Here is a 16,905-nt window from a genome sequence, read left to right as displayed (position 1 = left end):
AAATGAAAAAATTATTTTCCATAATATTCATAGCTTTAGTTTATAATCAATCTTTTGCTTACAATATTTTGCAAGTTGTAGTTGAAACGGAAGAAGTACCTCCAATTCCAAACGCCGAAGGTGAAGTAGTAGCCTATGGTGGTGGGATAGGTATAATGGAACCAAACTCAACTCCAATTAATTTTATAGTGCCTTTTTTATTAATAAGTGCTATTTTTATAATGTTTTATATCTTTAAAAAGAAAAGAATTAAATCTGTATAAAGATTTAAATTTCATAAATTAGCCTTGTTAAATAAATAACAAGGCTTTTTTTATGAAAAAAATTTCAATTACATTCTTATTAGTTCTAATAAGCTTAATAGCTCAAGCTCAATTTACATTTAAAGGTACTATTGCCAATTATTCTAATAAAAGAATATTAGTAAAAATAGATAGAGCATTTGATGATATTTTAATAGGAAACATAACTACAAATTCAAATGGATCTTTTTCAATTCCTGTTAAAGATAACTATTCCGGTATAATTGAAATTTCATTACTGGATGCCAAGAAGAATTACATATTCATCTCTGATAATACCGATATAGATTTTAGCGCATCAATTACTACAAATGATGAATTTATTATAAATATACCGGGTAATCAAATTAATGAACGTTATCAAAATTATTTAAACTATGACATTAAAAAAAATTCTATTCTTCCTCAATTACAAAATATAAATTTTTATTATAATTCTAAAGATGATTTTTATTTACCCTTAAATAATGAAATTCAAAGAATATCTGAAATGAATGAACCTGATATTTCAGAATTTCCATTTTTATCCTATTATTTAAAAACTTCAGATCTAATTAAAAATACTGAAATAGGAAACGGCGATGCTATTTCTAATAAAAATTTAATTTTAGATCATTTTAAAAATGCCGGACAAGAATTTGAAACTTCCGGTGTTGGTAAATCTCTTTTATATAATTATTTTAAACTGTCTGCAATAGGAGCCACTTCTCAAAAAGATTGGGAAAATAAAATTGATAAAGCTATAGAAGTTTTGTTGGATGAAGTTGGTGAAGAAACAAGCAGGGGACAAGAGATATTATCCGCAACTATCAATTTTCTAAATGGATATGGTTTAGTAAATCTTACTGATAAATATATGAAAAGAGCTGAATCACTAACATGCGAAATAAGTGCGGAACTTAAAAAAACAATTCAAGACAATAATTCTATAAAGGAAGGAAAAATAATTCCAAACATAAAATTTACGCAAAAATTAAACGATAAGTATACGTATTTATATGACATTAAAACTAAATATAAACTAATTATGGTATGGGCCTCGTGGTGTAGTCATTGCCAACAAGAAATGCCATATGTTAAACAGTTTTACGAAAATTTTAAAAAATCGGGTGGTGAAATTATAGCCCTTTCTGTTGATTATAACAAAGAGGATTGGCAAAATGCTATTAAAGAAACTTCATGGTTAAACGATTCAGATTTAATATACTGGGATAGTAAATTTGTAAAAGAACTAAATATAACCGGTACCCCTACTCTAATTTTAGTAGATCAAAAAAATAAAATTTTAAAAATTACTTCTAAAATATCTGATATCAATAATTTAATTAAATAAGATACCCAAATATATACTTTCTCATAAGAAGGGAAATATTCCCTTCTTATGTGTTTTCTTTAAATAGTAAATTTCAATTAATTTATATCTCTATTGCTAGTTATAGTAAGATCAGTTTCTTAATTTTGTAATATGAGTGCATTATATCTTCAATCTTCTATTGAATATGTTAAAGGTATAGGAACTGAAAAAGCGAACTTATTAAAAAAACAGCTTAATATACACTCATGCGAGGATTTACTTAATTATTTTCCTTTTAAATATGTGGATAAAAGTAAAATTTATAAAGTAAATCAATTAGGCTCTTCTTCTGCTGAAATTCAATTAAGAGGTAAAATAATATCTTTAAAAGAAACTACTTTTAACAAGAAAAGTAGATTAACAGGTATATTTGAAGATAGTACCGGAAAATTAGAACTTATTTGGTTCAATGTAACGAATTGGTTAGTAAAAAGCATTCCTTTACATGAAGAAGTTTTATTATTTGGTAAAGTAAATTCTTTTAATGGAAAATTAACCCTTGCGCATCCGGAAATCGAAAAAATGAATGATGCAAAATTAGCTCCTATAGTTTTAGAACCAATTTATTCAAACTCGGAAAAATTACAAAAAAGAGGGATCAATCAACGTTTTTTTAAAAAATCAATTAGGGAAATTTTAGTCGCTATTGATGATCAAATAGAGGAAAACTTATCGCAAGAAATTTTAGTAAATTATAAGTTAATTTCTCGTAAAAAAGCTTATCAACAAATTCATTTTCCAAATTCTTACGTTGAATTACAACAGGCCGAATACAGGTTGAAATTTGAAGAAATGTTTTTTTTTCAACTTGGTTTTGGATTACAAAAAATTTATAGACAACGTATAAATTTAGGAAATCCTTTTTCTAATGTCGGACATCATTTTAATGAATTTTATAATTTTCATCTTCCGTTTCAATTAACAAATGCCCAAAAAAAAGTAATTAAAGAAATTCGTAAAGACCTTAGCCGAAATATTCAAATGAATAGGTTATTGCAAGGTGATGTAGGAAGTGGAAAGACGATGGTCGCTCTCTTATCCATGCTTTTAGCTATTGATAATGGATTTCAAGCTTGTATGATTGTTCCCACTGAAATTTTAGCCGCTCAACATTATAAAAGCATTTGTAAATTGGTTGATGAAATGAATATTTCTGTCCATCTACTAACGGGATCAACTTCGACTTCGGAAAGAAAACTAATTCATCAAGAATTACTGTCGGGAAAAATAAATATATTGGTAGGTACACATGCTTTACTTGAAGAAAAGGTACAATTTAAAAATTTAGGTTTAGCTATAATTGATGAACAACATCGATTTGGGGTTGAACAACGCTCTCGATTATGGGGGAAAAATGCGATACCTCCGCATATATTAGTGATGACAGCTACTCCTATACCGAGAACACTGGCCATGAGTTATTATAGTGATCTGGATGTATCTATAATTGATGAATTACCAAGTGGAAGGAAAGAAATTAAAACCTATCATAGAACAGATTCAAACAGGCTATCAGTTTTTGGCTTTTTGAAAAATGAAATTAAAAAAGGCAGACAAGTTTATATTGTATATCCCCTTATAGAAGAAAGTGAAACTCTAGATTATAAGGATCTTATGGATGGATATGAAAGTATAGTCAGAGATTTTCCAATGCCTGATTATCAAATAAGCATCGTACACGGGAAAATGAAAGCAGCGGATAAAGAATATGAAATGCAACGATTTGTCAATAATCAGACGCAAATTATGATTGCCACTACTGTTATTGAGGTGGGAGTAAATGTTCCGAATGCAAGTGTTATGGTTATTGAAAGTGCAGAGAAATTCGGATTATCTCAATTGCATCAATTAAGAGGAAGAGTGGGTAGAGGTGCTGAACAATCCTATTGTATTTTGATGACCAAATCAGAGCTATCGAATGATGCACAGAAAAGGATTAAAACAATGTGTGAAACAAACAACGGATTTAGAATATCTGAAGTGGATTTGGAATTAAGAGGACCCGGTAATATTTTAGGAACTCAGCAAAGCGGTACCATTGATTTTAAAAAAACAGATTTGATTCATGATAAGGTAATAGTATCATTATCTAAATCATGTGTTGATCATTTATTACAAGATGATCCTGATCTTACAAAGGAAAAAAATCAAGCTATAAGAAAATTCTTCTTAAAATATCATAAGAATAAAATCAAATGGTCAAAAATTAGTTAATACCAATGGATATTTAGATAAGGCTATTTTTGTCAGAATAATTCAAGCGCAAAAATATAAAAATAAATAAAGAAAATCCTAATAGTGAACTACCACCATAACTAAAGAAAGGTAATGGGATTCCTACGGTTGGAAACAATCCTATGACCATTCCTATATTAATTAAAAAATGCATAAATAATATGGAAGCTAATGAATATCCCATAACTCTGGAGAATGCGCTTTTCTGTGTTTCTGCCAAATAATATATTCTTGCTATTAAACAAGTATAAAGCCCGATCAATAGGGTACATCCTACAAATCCCCATTCTTCGCCCACTGTACAAAATATATAGTCAGTCTGTTGCTCCGGTACAAATTTACCTGCTGTAACACTACCTTGTTTATATCCTTTACCCCAGAAACCTCCCGATCCTATGGCTGTTTTAGAATAAAGCAAATTATATCCTGCGGTATCTCTGTATTTTTTTTCTCCTTCGTATAGTACTAATATTCTTTCTTTTTGATGCTTTGGTAAATGCTCGAATATAAACGGTGAGGATATGCTTATAACACTTGATATTAGTACAAATACTATGATAAATAAAATATTAAAGTGTTGATTCCATTTAATTTTCTTTCTAAGCAAGAATAATAATAGAAATAGTAAAAGTGTTAATATTAAAATAACGATCCATGATGGAACCCAAATGGAAGTCAGAAATAAAATCGCAAAATAAAAACCAATGATGAACAACCATCCTGTCATTCCTTCTCTATATAAAGCGATAAAATAAGCAGTAAACACTAAAATGGATCCTACATCGGGTTGCAGCAAAATTAATACTATGGGAATAAATATAATTAGAAATGCTATTCCTAATGATTGATTATTTTTAATATTAAAATTAGGAGAATCTACGTAATTAGCTAACATTAATGCTGTGGAAATTTTAGCTAATTCTACCGGTTGTAAACTGAAACCTCCAATTCGATACCAGGCTTTAGCTCCATTAACATAGCTTCCAAACAGTAAAACACCGGTAAGTAAACATAAGCCAAATAAGTAAAATAAGCCCGCAAAATTCTCAAAAAATTTAGGACGAACAAGAAAGGTTGAAGTTCCTACTGTTAAAGATATTAACAGCCAGATGAATTGTTTAGTACCACTGGAACTATCAACGCTGTATATATTTGCGATACCAAATAAGGCTATAAGCAAATATAAAAATAACATTAAACCATCTACTCCCCTAAAAATTTTATTCATTTTTTAATCACCAATAAAATTATCTAATTTTTTTGCTGCTTCTCCCTGATTAATTATATTTTGTATTAATCGTTGCTTTTCTTTTAAGGATAGTTTTTTATTCGAATTAATCTTATTTATACTATCTTTTAAAGCTTGAGGTAAATTATTTGGAACATATTTTCCTGTTCTTTTTAAATAATCGTTCCATTGTCTCAAATATTCATTACTGAAATCAGATTTTATGATGCTTTCCTCCATTGATTTTCTTTCAATGGTTCCGGTAAGATATTTTTCTGCAAGTAGAGAGGCCATGGGTCCGGCATAAGTTGCTCCAGAACCTCCATTTTCAACGACTACAGCAATTGCTATTTTTGGTTTATCTACGGGAGCTATTAAGACAAATATGGAATGATCTTTTCCATGAGGATTTTGCGAGGTACCTGTTTTTCCTTCCTGACTAAATGTATTGGTAAAAATCCTATGACCTGTACCCGATAAAACTACCATACTCATTCCCTTATTAACAATATCAAAATATTTTTTCTCGACTTTTACTTGTTTGGGTACAGTAAATTGAGGATCTGTTATCGGTTTTCCATCAATAGCTTTTACAATATGAGGGGTGTAAAAAAATCCTCTGTTGGCAATAACAGCCGTATAATTTGCGATTTGTAATGGAGTTGCCAAAACTTCACCTTGCCCTATTGAATTCGAAATTATAGTATAGATATTCCATTTATCCTTTCCGTAACGTCTATTATAATAATTAGCATCCGGAATGTTTCCTCTACTTCCCACTGCTAAATCATTATGCATAAATTCACCGACGGCAAAACTTTTAACTATATCACTCCATTCATCAATACTTTTTTCAATGTTACCCGGATACTTGTTAAGTATTCTTACGTAAGCCTCTGCAAAGAAATTATTACATGATTTTTGAATAGCTTTATCCATAGCAATAGGAGTGTAAAAATATCCACAGTGGCAACCTATCTTCCTGTTTCCATAATGAAAACCATGCTTACATATAAAGGTTGTTTTTTCATCTATTACTCCCATTTGTAAAGCAGCTAAACCATTTATCAATTTAAAAGTAGATCCTGGAGGATATGCTGCTTGAGCTGCTCGATCAAACATTGGCTTATTCATTGAATCCATTTGAAGAGAATATATATGTTTATTCTTATCTCTTCCTACAAATACTGAAGGATCAATAACGGGAGCTGAGGCCATAACCAATATTTCTCCATTATTGGGATCTAAAGCTACTATACCGCCTCTTTTATTAACTAACAATTTTTCTGCCAGATTTTGTAAATCATAGTCAATTGAGAGTGTTATATCTTTACCACTATGCATTTGCTGGTCATACTCTCCATCCTTATATGAGCCTATACTTCTTAATCTTCTGTCTTTTTGTATATACTTAATTCCTTTTATTCCTCGTAAATATTTTTCATACGATTTTTCTACTCCTGTCATACCAGCTAAATTACCGGGCATGTAATAAGATGAATCTGATTTTATATATTTTTCATTAACTTCATTAATATAACCCAATATGTTTCCTGCAGAATGGACCAAGTAATTTCTTTCAGGAGTTCTAACAATTGAAAATGCATTATATTTAAAAAGTTTTTCTTGTATTCTGGCTAAATCTTCACTTGTCAGACCTTTCATAAAGGTCATAGGAACCAGGTTATTATAAATTTTCTTATTAGATTTAATACTTTTGATTTTTTTTATGAAATCAGCTTTCGAAATATTAACTAATTTGCAAAAACCTAAGGTATCAAAATTTTTTTCCATCTGTGATTGGGTAAAAGTCAACTCATAGGAAGGAGTATTTCCTACTAATATTTTACCATTTCTGTCCATTATATATCCCCGTAATGGAATTTGATATTCTGCTTTTATTGAAGTATTTGCTGCGTTAAGCTTATATTTTTCTGTAAATAATTGTAGGTAGGATATACGCGCGATAAACAGTAACGCTAAGAAAATCAACACCCCTATTATAATCTGAAATTTTTTCACTATCCGATCTTATTTTTAAAGAAAGCGTAAATTATAATGATAAATAAAAATGAAAATACTGATGTTATAAGAGCGTCTTCTATTACATCTAATATCATAGATATTTTAAAACTTTCTAAAATAAAAAGACTTAAATGATGAATTAATATAATTATTATTATATACGATAGTAATTGAAGGAAATTTAAATCTGAAAAGTTTAATATTTTCATTTCTCGATCTAAATCTAAGATATATCGAAGTACTGTATTTCTTATATAAGAAATTAATACGGATGAGAAAGCATTAACGCCTCCGGTGTCCATAAAACAATCAATTCCAAATCCCAAAAGGAATGAAAAAATTAAAAAAAGATAATTAAAAGATTTATCATATGGATAAAAAATGATCCAAATAATATATATGATAGGATTATATTTATGGAAAAAATAGATATTATTAAATACAAAAACTTGCAATAATAGTAAGATGGGAATTAAGATGAGATTTATTAATGTGTATCTGTTAAGCATTATTAATTTATAGAATCTTTCAAACTTTTAATTTCTTCTCTATCCAGTTTATCCACTACATATACTTTTTGTATATTTCCCATATCTTGAAATAATTCAACTGAAATATTCCAATTACCGGTCTCCTCATCTATGGATTTACTGCTCACTCTTCCAATTAATATACCTTCAGGATATATTTTAGATTTTCCATCCGTTTCAATAGTATCTCCTATCTTTACACCTACATATTTAGGTATATCTGATAAATGCATGATTCTGGGATCTTCTCCCTGCCATAATAATGTACCGTAATATTTACTTGATTTTAATCTGGCATTTATCCTGGTATTCCTATTAAGAATGGAAATAACTTTGGAATAATTTTTCGTACAATTAATAATCATTCCTACAACGCCGGTTGAGGTAACAACGCCCATTTCCGGACTAACACCTTGATCTATCCCTCGATCTATAATTAAATAATTATTTGACCTTGTAATTGAGTTTGATATTATATCAGCAGTGGTATAATAATATTTTTGCTTATATTTTGTAGAATCTAACATAGCAAAAAACTCAGGCTTAATTTTTCCGGTTTTCCCTAGAAATTTATTTCTATATTCTTTATTCTCTTCTATTAGACGTTCATTTTCCTTTTTGAGATTTATATAGTACGTTAAATAAGATATTTTAGAATCTACATAACCGGTGAATGAAATTATTTTTTCTTCTAGTATCGAATTATGATAAACATTTCTGTTAAACGTAAAAAAAAGAGCTAATATCTGCAAAAATAGAAATAGCAGGAATCTACTATTTTTTGATAGAAAATTTATCAATACAGACATTAATAAGTTTTATCTTAAGAATAATTTATTATTTGATTAAAAAATTCTCAAATTTTTCAATATTTTTTAGTGCAATTCCAGTACCTCTCACAACTGCTCTCAATGGATCGTCAGCTATGAAAACAGGTAACCCTGTTTTCCTTCCTATTCTTTGATCGAGACCTCTAAGTAAAGCCCCTCCTCCTGCTAAATATATACCGGTATTATAGATATCTGCAGATAATTCCGGAGGTGTTCTTGATAAAGTTTCCATGATAGCATCTTCGATTCTTAAAATTGATTTATCTAGAGCTCTGGCCATTTCTTTATAATTAACCATAATTTCTTTAGGTTTACCGGTAATTAAATCTCTACCTTGAACTGGTAGATCTTCAGGGGGATTATCCAGTTCTTCAAGTCCTGAACCTACCTCCATTTTAATGTGTTCTGCTGTTTTTTCTCCGATAAACAAATTATGATGAGTTCTTAAATAATATAAGATATCATTATTAAATACGTCTCCTGCAATTTTAATAGAGTTATCACAAACAATTCCTCCCAAAGCTATAACTGCTATTTCAGTAGTTCCTCCCCCTATGTCTATAATCATATTACCTTTAGGCTGTGTTACATCAATTCCAACTCCGATAGCTGCAGCCATAGGCTCATAAATTAATTTTACATCCTTAGCATTTACTTTAGCTGCAGAATCTTTTACTGCTCTTTTTTCAACCTCTGTAATACCTGAAGGTATACAAATGACCATCCTCAATGAAGGATTAAAAATTTTTCCTTTTATTCCCGGAATTTGTTTTATAAATTCCCTGATCATATGCTCGGACGCGCCAAAATCAGCTATTACACCATCTTTTAAAGGTCTAATAGTTTTTATATCATCATGCGTTTTCCCCTGCATTTGCTTAGCTATCTCTCCGACTGCAATAGGCTTCATGGTTCTTCTATCTATTGCTACTATAGAAGGGCTGTCTACTACTACTTTATTATTATGAATGATTAGGGTATTTGCTGTACCCAAATCAATTGCTATTTCTTGTGTAAGAAAATCAAATAATCCCATTTAACTTTTAAATAATTGTACTATTTGGTTGAATAAATTCTCGAAAAAATTATAAAAATACTTTTCTCAAACTTTTAAGTTTTGCAAAGATATAACATCTTTATTGAAAATGATATATTAGTTAGAATATTTTTATTCAAGACTTTTTATCCGTTATTTAATTTCTACATCATACGGCATTAAGTACATTATTCCTTGATTACTTTCTATATTTTTTATTTTTTGATATAATTTATAATGATCCTTACCTAATTCATATTTAATAAGGTTTTCTATTATACCCGATTGATTCAAATCATTGTCATCAGAGGTAAACATATTTACTATAAGATCCCAATTGGTTTTTTCTTCCGGATAGGAAACTAAATTATAAGATGTTACCCCTGCTTTCTTTGCAGCATATTCAATAGCCTCATTGAAACCGCCGATTTCATCTACCAAACCGTTTTCTAATGCATCCCTTCCGCTCCATATTCTACCTTGTCCTACCGAATCTACTTGAGCATAGGTCATATGTCTACCCTTCATTACTTCATTAACAAATTTTTTATATGTTATAGTAATCCCCTTATTCATTATTTCTTTGAATCCTTTAGATGTTCCCCGGGTAATTGAATAATAATTAGAGTTTAAATTTGTCGAAACATAGTCTGAAGTAATACCAATAGTATTGGCTAATTTTTTAACATCCGGAATCATGCCTAAAACGCCTATGGATCCTGTTAGCGTATTATCTTGGGCATAAATTTTATCAGCAGCCATTGAAATATAATAGCCTCCGGAGGCTGCTAAATCACTAAATGATACTATTAAAGGTTTTTTATTTTTTAGCTCATATAATTCATACAAAATTTCAGCAGAAGCATTCGCGCTTCCACCCGGTGAATTTACTCGTAAAACTACTGCTTTAATATCATCATCATTTTTTATTTCATTAATAAGATTGATAAACGTTTTGGAGTAAACCTCTGTGTCTCCTTTACCTGTATATATTTGTCCTGATGCATATAATATGGCTATTTTATCATTAATAAATGAAACATCTTCTGTAAATTCTTTATATTGTTCCAAAGATATTTTATTAATGGAATCTTCATCTGACAAACCTAATCTCTTCTTAATTAAATTATCATATTGGGATTCATAGATCAACCTATCTACTAATCTATTTTTATATGCTAATTCTGGAATAAAACCATATAAACTATCTACTGATTTATTTAAACTCTCGTTAGTAATTTTTCTTGAAGAGATTATATCAGATGATATTTTATTCCAAAAATTCTGTAACAAATTTTTTAACTGATATCTATTTTCTTCTGAAAGATTATCTCTAAGATACGGTTCAACGGCTGATTTATATTTACCGTGTCTTATAACTTCAAAATTTACTCCAAACTTTTGTCCTAAATTTTTATAAAATAAAACTTCTGCAGATAAACCTGCCAACTCTATACTTGCATTTGGATTAATGTATAGAGAATCGGCCACAGAAGATAAATAATATGATCTTTGATCACATTCATTACTATATGAGTATATAAACTTTTTACTTTCTTTAAAATTTAGCAAGGCTTGACGAATTTCTGCTATTTGTGAGTATCCTGCATTTATATTGGATAATTTAAGACTTATTCCTTCTATTTTATCATCTGTTTTAGCATGATTTATTACATCTAAAATATCTTTTAAATAAACATGCTTAACATTATTTATTAATGAAATTGGTACTTCTCGATCATTTGAGGATTCCAAAATGGAATTGTTTAGATTTATTTCTAAAATTGATTTATCTTTAACAACAAATTTAGATGGAATAAATGCTATAATATTTATTAAAATCAAGCTAAATACAACTATACTGGTTAACAACACAATACCAACAATGGTTGCCAATACTTGAATGATAAATTTTTTCATTTCTTTCTATTAACAAATAATTAATTAGTAGATGAATAAGGTTACTTTGTTACTAGGCAGCAATTTAGGAAATAAAAAAAATAATATAACATCAGCTATAAATTTAATAGATTCTAAAATTGGTTTAATTTTGAAAAAAACCAAAATAATCGAATCTGAACCTGAAGATTATTATTCGTCAAATAATTATCTAAATATTGGAATTATCGTTAGTACCGATTTGTCCCCTATTAAACTTTTAAAATCTATTAAAGAAATTGAAAGATCATTAGGTAGAATTAATGACAGTTATTTTAGCGGAAAATATGAGGATAGAACTATAGATATTGATATAATATATTTTAATTCTATAACATTTTACTCTGCTTCTTTAAATATACCTCATATTAGTCATATTTCAAAAAGAAATTTTTCAAAAAAAATTTTATATGAACTGCTTTAATATATTTTTTTATTTAAAAAATTTTGATAATTTTACAACCTTCAATCATTTTGTATAGGAGAAGACTTAATATACTTACTAATTAATTATAGTTATGAATAAAAAATGTATTCTATTTTTACTAGCAGTTATTTGTACATGCTTAAATGTACAAGCTCAAAATGTAGATAGTAGTAATTTCACTGATGATTATGTAAAGTTTACTAATGATCAAAAGCAATTTAATGACTGGTCTGTATCTATATATGGAGGTGTTCCGTGGTTAATTACATCTGACTTTACCTCTGTAGATAACGGGGCATCTAGCAAATGGAGAGTTGGATATGATTTTCAAGCTTCAATAAATAAACAAATTTCACATGTCTTTGGATTAAGTTTATTAGGTCAGTTTGGTGAAACCAAGCAGGGGTATGGTTCAAATAAAGTAGACGCTAAAACTAATTATTTCGCATTAAGCGTTTTAGGAGATTTAAACGTTTCTTCTTTATTTAGAAGAATTGACAACAGATCTCCTTACAGATGGGCCCTACATGCATATGCCGGTTTAGGAACAATACAATATAAAGCTAAAACTAAATTTTTAGAAAAAGGTTCAACCGTTTATGAAACTATGGCTGATGAAGATATGGGCCTTAAGTCTATTTTTGCTCAGGTGGGTACCGGATTAACATATAAAATTAACAAAAGATGGGATGCATCAGTGAGAGCTATATACATTATTACTGGTGATGAACTATTTGATGGTTCCGGTAATAACGGTCATTACGCTGATTTGCATAAAGGAAGTAAATCCGATAACTTCCTAACAACATCTTTGGGAGTAACGTATAAAATAGGAAAACATAATGAATATTTAGGTTGGGTTGATCCATTACGTGAAATGTTTACAAAAATCAATGATGTAGCAAGTCAACAACAATTAGAAGTTTGTGTTTTTGGGGATAAAGATGATGACGGTGTTTGTGATGATTGGGATAGAGAATTAGACACTCCTAAAGGTGCTCGTGTTGATGGTTCCGGTAGAGCTTTAGACGTAGATATGGACGGTATTATTGACTTATATGATAAATGCCCTACTTTCCCTGGTCCTGCATCAAACGATGGATGTCCTGAACCGCAAAAACTTGCTGAGGATGCTATTAATCCACTTATTGCAACTATGGGAGGTATCCAGTTTAATCTTGATTCAGACAAAATTCTTTTAGAATCGCAACCTATTTTAGATCAAGTAGCTGATATTATAATTAAATACGGTCAAGGTACAAGATTTTTAGTTGAAGGACATACTGATGCTAGAGGAACAGATGCTTACAATCTTAATCTATCAAAAAGAAGGGTAACTTCTGTGATTAAATATTTAGTTTCTAAAGGTGTGCCTCCTTATCAATTAACAGGTAAAGGTATGGGATTCACTAACCCTAAATATCCTGAATGTAAACCTGCTTCTAAATGTCCTGAATGGAAAAATAAAGAAAACAGAAGAGTGGTTTTCAAATTACTTGATTCTGAATAAAAAAACTAATGATATAAAAAAGCCTCTTATATATTAAGAGGCTTTTTTTATTTAAAAGTATTTAAACCCTAACCCTACTACTTTCTAAGTTATATTTTTGTTTCCATTTACTATTTATATAATATAATTAGTTGTTTTTAAGTATCTAAAATAATTTTAAAAGCTTTAAAACCAACTTATAAAGCATGATTTTATTAATTTATAAGTGAAACATTTAAATAAAAATATTAGATTAAATATTCAGTTTTGACCTGCATAGAGTATTTTATTTTAATATAATTTAATTTATTATTAATGTAAAAGACCTTTTAATCTATTTTATTCAAATACTGCCATATTTAAACGTTTATAAATAATAATATAGTTTCAATTAATTATTTTATCTATTATATATAAGTCTTTAATGAATAGATACTAATATGTTGATCTATAATTAATCGATTTGTAAATCTATGTAAGTAAAAGGGATAAGTATAAAATAAAAAAGCAGGTTTAAAAACCTGCTTTTTTTTAAATTGAATTTATTTTTTATTCTTTTGTTTCATCTGATTTATTCTCAGATTCAACTTCACTAGTTTCATTAACTACAGCTTCAGATGTTGATTCTGCAGAATCCGCCTTTTTAGTTGAACGACGACTTCTTCTAGTTACTTTTTTATTAGATTCTCCTGAATTATAGGTTTCATTAAAATCCACTAATTCAATAAGAGCTGTATCTGCACCATCTCCTAGCCTAAAACCAGTTTTAATTATTCTACAATATCCACCATTTCTAGAAGAAATTTTGGTTGCTACTGTTCTAAATAATTCAGTAACCGCCTCTTTACTCTGAAGATAACTAAAAACCGTTCTTCTATTATGAGTAGTGTCTTCTTTAGATTTAGTTAATAATGGTTCTATATACGTTCTTAATGCTTTAGCTTTAGCAACAGTTGTGTTAATTCTTTTATGAAGAATAAGGGAAGTAGCCATATTGGAAAGCATAGCTTTACGATGTGATGCAGTTCTCCCTAAATGATTAAACTTTTTTCCGTGTCTCATGATTTCTTATTATTCTGCTTCTAATTTATACTTTGAAACATCCAAACCAAAAGTCAGATTCTTAGAATAAACTAAATCTTCCAATTCGGTCAGAGATTTTTTACCAAAATTCCTAAACTTCATTAAATCTGATTTTGTAAAGGAAACTAATTCTCCCAAAGTTTCAACTTCTGCAGCCTTAAGACAATTAAGAGCTCTAACAGATAAATCCATATCAACTAGTTTAGTTTTTAATAACTGTCTCATATGAAGAGCTTCTTCGTCATAAGTGTCTGCGGATGAAACAACATCTGCTTCTAATGTTATTCTCTCATCAGAAAATAACATAAAATGATGAATTAATATTTTAGCTGCTTCTGTTAAAGCTTCTTGAGGAGTTATTGAACCATCTGTTTGAATATCTAAAATAAGCTTTTCATAATCAGTTCTCTGTTCTACACGATAATCTTCAATGCTATAACTAACATTTCTAATTGGAGTATAAATAGAGTCAATTGCTATAGTTCCTATTGGAGCGTGATTAGATTTATTTTGTTCTGCAGGTACGTACCCTCTTCCTTTATCTATATTAAAAGTTATATTAAATTTAACTGATTTATCCATATGACAAATCACTAAATCAGGATTTAAAACTTGATAAGAAGAAATAAATTTACCTAAATCTCCGGCTGTCAATTCTGATTTTCCGGATATTTGAGCTGTTACAATTTCATTTCCACCTTTATTGATTTGATTTTTAAATCTAACTTTTTTAAGATTCAATATGATTTCAGTCACATCTTCTATTACACCCGGAATAGTTGAAAATTCATGTTCAACTCCTTCAATTCTTATTGATGTAATAGCATACCCTTCCAACGAAGATAATAAAACTCTTCTTAAAGCATTTCCAACGGTTAATCCAAATCCAGGCTCTAAGGGTCTGAATTCAAATTGACCTTTAAAATCATCTGATTCAACTAAAATTACCTTATCAGGTTTTATAAAGTTTAAAATTGCCATATAAATCTTAGCTAATTTTTTGTTTTATTTAGAATATAATTCGACTATCAATTGTTCTTTGATATCTTCAGGAATTTGAATTCTTTCAGGAACTACTTTAAAATCTCCTGATAGTTTTTCATCATTCCATACTAACCATTCATAAGTTTTATGAGAATTATTAGCTAAAGCATCTTTAATTACTTGTAATGATTTAGATTTTTCTCTAACTCCAATCACATCACCCGGTTTTAAAAGATAAGAAGGTATATTTACAATCTCTCCATTAACTGTGATATGTTTGTGTGATACTAATTGACGAGATCCTGCTCTAGTATTAGACAAACCGAATCTATAAACTACGTTATCTAGTCTTGATTCACATAATTGTAATAATACTTCACCGGTAATCCCTTTACTTCTTTGTGCCTTGTCAAACAAATTTGAAAATTGTCTTTCTAATATACCATAAGTATATTTTGCTTTTTGTTTTTCAGCCAACTGAACTGCATATTCAGATTTTTTAGCACCTCTTCTCTTGTTCGGACCGTGTTGTCCTGGAGGGTATTTTCTTCTTTCAAAATACTTATCTTCCCCATAAATAGCTTGTCCGAATTTTCTAGCTATTTTCGTTTTTGGACCAATATATCTTGCCATTATAAAATTTGAATGATATTAATAGTATTAAACTCTTCTTCTTTTTGGTGGTCTACATCCATTATGTGGTATAGGAGTTACATCAATGATTTCACTAACTTCAATACCAGCATTATGAATAGTTCGAATAGCGGATTCTCTTCCAGCTCCCGGACCTTTCACAAAAACTTTTACCCTTCTTAATCCTAATTCATACGCAACTTGCGCACAATTTTCAGCTGCCATTTGTGCTGCATAAGGGGTATTTTTTTTAGAGCCTTTAAAACCCATTTTTCCAGCAGATGCCCATGATATTACTTCTCCGTTTTTATTTGTTAAAGAGATAATAATATTATTAAATGAGGCTTGGATATGAGCTTCTCCTACTGCTTCAATTTTAACTTTTCTTTTTTTAGCTGTTTTTGATGCTGTTTTTGCCATGTTTCTATTTATTATTTAGTGGCTTTTTTCTTATTAGCTACAGTTTTTCTTTTACCTTTTCTTGTACGAGAATTATTTTTGGTTCTTTGACCTCTAAGTGGTAAACCTAGACGATGTCTGATACCTCTCTGACATCCAATATCCATTAAACGTTTAATATTTAATTGAATTTCAGAACGTAATTCTCCTTCTACTTTAACGTTTTCGGAAATGAATTTTCTGATAGCATTAACTTCATCGTCATTCCATTCAGAAACTTTTTTATCCTCACTAATTCCTGCATCTTTTAAAACTTTAGCTGCAGTACTTTTACCAACACCGTAAATATAGGTAAGGCCTATAACTCCTCTTTTATTTTTTGGTAAATCTACACCGGAAATTCTAGCCATAG

General features: G+C 29.3%; 15 protein-coding genes. 5 read left to right on the top strand and 10 right to left on the bottom strand.

Features of this window, described 5'->3' with window-relative positions:
* Window positions 1–2: 2 nt before the first annotated feature.
* From G8C41_RS01400 to recG, 3 genes are all read left to right on the top strand, one after another.
* Window positions 3–263 carry a hypothetical protein gene (locus tag G8C41_RS01400; protein WP_105298105.1) on the top strand — a complete coding sequence of 87 codons (261 nt, stop codon included), beginning with the start codon at window positions 3–5 and terminating at the stop codon, window positions 261–263.
* A 52-nt stretch (window positions 264–315) separates the two neighbouring features.
* Window positions 316–1,635, top strand: coding sequence for a TlpA family protein disulfide reductase (locus G8C41_RS01395; protein WP_166005886.1), 1,320 nt, complete (start codon window positions 316–318; stop codon window positions 1,633–1,635).
* Window positions 1,636–1,767: 132 nt separating this feature from the next.
* A complete protein-coding gene (recG, locus tag G8C41_RS01390; RefSeq protein WP_166005885.1) occupies window positions 1,768–3,870 on the top strand; it encodes an ATP-dependent DNA helicase RecG in 2,103 nt (700 codons plus the stop codon).
* A 13-nt stretch (window positions 3,871–3,883) separates the two neighbouring features.
* Here recG and G8C41_RS01385 read toward each other — a convergent pair whose 3' ends face one another.
* The 5 genes from G8C41_RS01385 to sppA all read right to left on the bottom strand — a co-directional run bounded on the left by G8C41_RS01385 (window position 3,884) and on the right by sppA (window position 11,460).
* Window positions 3,884–5,119 (bottom strand): M50 family metallopeptidase, encoded by a 1,236-nt coding sequence (locus G8C41_RS01385; protein ID WP_166005884.1) that lies wholly within the window; start codon window positions 5,117–5,119, stop codon window positions 3,884–3,886.
* A gap of 3 nt (window positions 5,120–5,122) precedes the next feature.
* The gene (locus G8C41_RS01380) at window positions 5,123–7,141 is read right to left on the bottom strand and encodes a penicillin-binding transpeptidase domain-containing protein (protein WP_255466967.1); all 2,019 of its coding nucleotides are present in this window, start codon (window positions 7,139–7,141) and stop codon (window positions 5,123–5,125) included.
* 514 nt (window positions 7,142–7,655) lie between these two features.
* The gene (gene mreC, locus G8C41_RS01375) at window positions 7,656–8,483 is read right to left on the bottom strand and encodes a rod shape-determining protein MreC (protein ID WP_166005883.1); all 828 of its coding nucleotides are present in this window, start codon (window positions 8,481–8,483) and stop codon (window positions 7,656–7,658) included.
* A gap of 28 nt (window positions 8,484–8,511) precedes the next feature.
* Window positions 8,512–9,540, bottom strand: coding sequence for a rod shape-determining protein (locus G8C41_RS01370; RefSeq protein WP_055425343.1), 1,029 nt, complete (start codon window positions 9,538–9,540; stop codon window positions 8,512–8,514).
* Window positions 9,541–9,693: 153 nt separating this feature from the next.
* A complete protein-coding gene (sppA, locus tag G8C41_RS01365) occupies window positions 9,694–11,460 on the bottom strand; it encodes a signal peptide peptidase SppA (protein ID WP_160567142.1) in 1,767 nt (588 codons plus the stop codon).
* 31 nt (window positions 11,461–11,491) lie between these two features.
* Here sppA and folK point away from each other — a divergent pair, with 31 nt between their 5' ends.
* Both folK and G8C41_RS01355 read left to right on the top strand, forming a co-directional pair.
* On the top strand, window positions 11,492–11,902 hold the full coding sequence (gene folK / locus G8C41_RS01360) for a 2-amino-4-hydroxy-6-hydroxymethyldihydropteridine diphosphokinase (protein WP_105298112.1): 411 nt from the start codon (window positions 11,492–11,494) through the stop codon (window positions 11,900–11,902).
* 94 nt (window positions 11,903–11,996) lie between these two features.
* Complete coding sequence (locus G8C41_RS01355; RefSeq protein WP_166005882.1) at window positions 11,997–13,415, top strand: OmpA family protein; 1,419 nt, start codon at window positions 11,997–11,999, stop codon at window positions 13,413–13,415.
* A gap of 528 nt (window positions 13,416–13,943) precedes the next feature.
* Here G8C41_RS01355 and rplQ read toward each other — a convergent pair.
* The 5 genes from rplQ to rpsM are packed head-to-tail and all read right to left on the bottom strand — an operon-like array spanning window position 13,944 to window position 16,903.
* Window positions 13,944–14,456, bottom strand: a complete 513-nt coding sequence (rplQ, locus tag G8C41_RS01350; protein WP_160541871.1) for a 50S ribosomal protein L17 — start codon at window positions 14,454–14,456, stop codon at window positions 13,944–13,946.
* Between the two features lie 9 nt (window positions 14,457–14,465).
* Window positions 14,466–15,458, bottom strand: a complete 993-nt coding sequence (locus G8C41_RS01345) for a DNA-directed RNA polymerase subunit alpha (protein ID WP_160541870.1) — start codon at window positions 15,456–15,458, stop codon at window positions 14,466–14,468.
* A gap of 24 nt (window positions 15,459–15,482) precedes the next feature.
* A complete protein-coding gene (rpsD, locus tag G8C41_RS01340) occupies window positions 15,483–16,094 on the bottom strand; it encodes a 30S ribosomal protein S4 (protein ID WP_166005881.1) in 612 nt (203 codons plus the stop codon).
* Window positions 16,095–16,121: 27 nt separating this feature from the next.
* Window positions 16,122–16,514, bottom strand: a complete 393-nt coding sequence (gene rpsK / locus G8C41_RS01335; RefSeq protein ID WP_160541869.1) for a 30S ribosomal protein S11 — start codon at window positions 16,512–16,514, stop codon at window positions 16,122–16,124.
* A gap of 11 nt (window positions 16,515–16,525) precedes the next feature.
* Window positions 16,526–16,903 carry a 30S ribosomal protein S13 gene (rpsM, locus tag G8C41_RS01330; protein ID WP_105298117.1) on the bottom strand — a complete coding sequence of 126 codons (378 nt, stop codon included), beginning with the start codon at window positions 16,901–16,903 and terminating at the stop codon, window positions 16,526–16,528.
* Between the last annotated feature and the right edge of the window lie 2 nt (window positions 16,904–16,905).

The organism is Apibacter sp. B3706, assembly GCF_011082725.1.
Taxonomy (GTDB): Bacteria; Bacteroidota; Bacteroidia; order Flavobacteriales; family Weeksellaceae; genus Apibacter.
This window is presented reverse-complemented; position numbering and strand designations above follow the sequence as displayed.

Bases quoted from the DNA above. Each gene is read 5' to 3' on its own strand.
- G8C41_RS01400 (WP_105298105.1), top strand. From the start codon at position 3: ATGAAAAAATTATTTTCCATAATATTCATAGCTTTAGTTTATAATCAA.
- G8C41_RS01395 (WP_166005886.1), top strand. From the start codon at position 316: ATGAAAAAAATTTCAATTACATTCTTATTAGTTCTAATAAGCTTAATA.
- recG (WP_166005885.1), top strand. From the start codon at position 1,768: ATGAGTGCATTATATCTTCAATCTTCTATTGAATATGTTAAAGGTATA.
- G8C41_RS01385 (WP_166005884.1), bottom strand. From the start codon at position 5,119: ATGAATAAAATTTTTAGGGGAGTAGATGGTTTAATGTTATTTTTATAT.
- mreC (WP_166005883.1), bottom strand. From the start codon at position 8,483: ATGTCTGTATTGATAAATTTTCTATCAAAAAATAGTAGATTCCTGCTA.
- G8C41_RS01370 (WP_055425343.1), bottom strand. From the start codon at position 9,540: ATGGGATTATTTGATTTTCTTACACAAGAAATAGCAATTGATTTGGGT.
- sppA (WP_160567142.1), bottom strand. From the start codon at position 11,460: ATGAAAAAATTTATCATTCAAGTATTGGCAACCATTGTTGGTATTGTG.
- folK (WP_105298112.1), top strand. From the start codon at position 11,492: ATGAATAAGGTTACTTTGTTACTAGGCAGCAATTTAGGAAATAAAAAA.
- G8C41_RS01355 (WP_166005882.1), top strand. From the start codon at position 11,997: ATGAATAAAAAATGTATTCTATTTTTACTAGCAGTTATTTGTACATGC.
- rplQ (WP_160541871.1), bottom strand. From the start codon at position 14,456: ATGAGACACGGAAAAAAGTTTAATCATTTAGGGAGAACTGCATCACAT.
- G8C41_RS01345 (WP_160541870.1), bottom strand. From the start codon at position 15,458: ATGGCAATTTTAAACTTTATAAAACCTGATAAGGTAATTTTAGTTGAA.
- rpsD (WP_166005881.1), bottom strand. From the start codon at position 16,094: ATGGCAAGATATATTGGTCCAAAAACGAAAATAGCTAGAAAATTCGGA.
- rpsK (WP_160541869.1), bottom strand. From the start codon at position 16,514: ATGGCAAAAACAGCATCAAAAACAGCTAAAAAAAGAAAAGTTAAAATT.
- rpsM (WP_105298117.1), bottom strand. From the start codon at position 16,903: ATGGCTAGAATTTCCGGTGTAGATTTACCAAAAAATAAAAGAGGAGTT.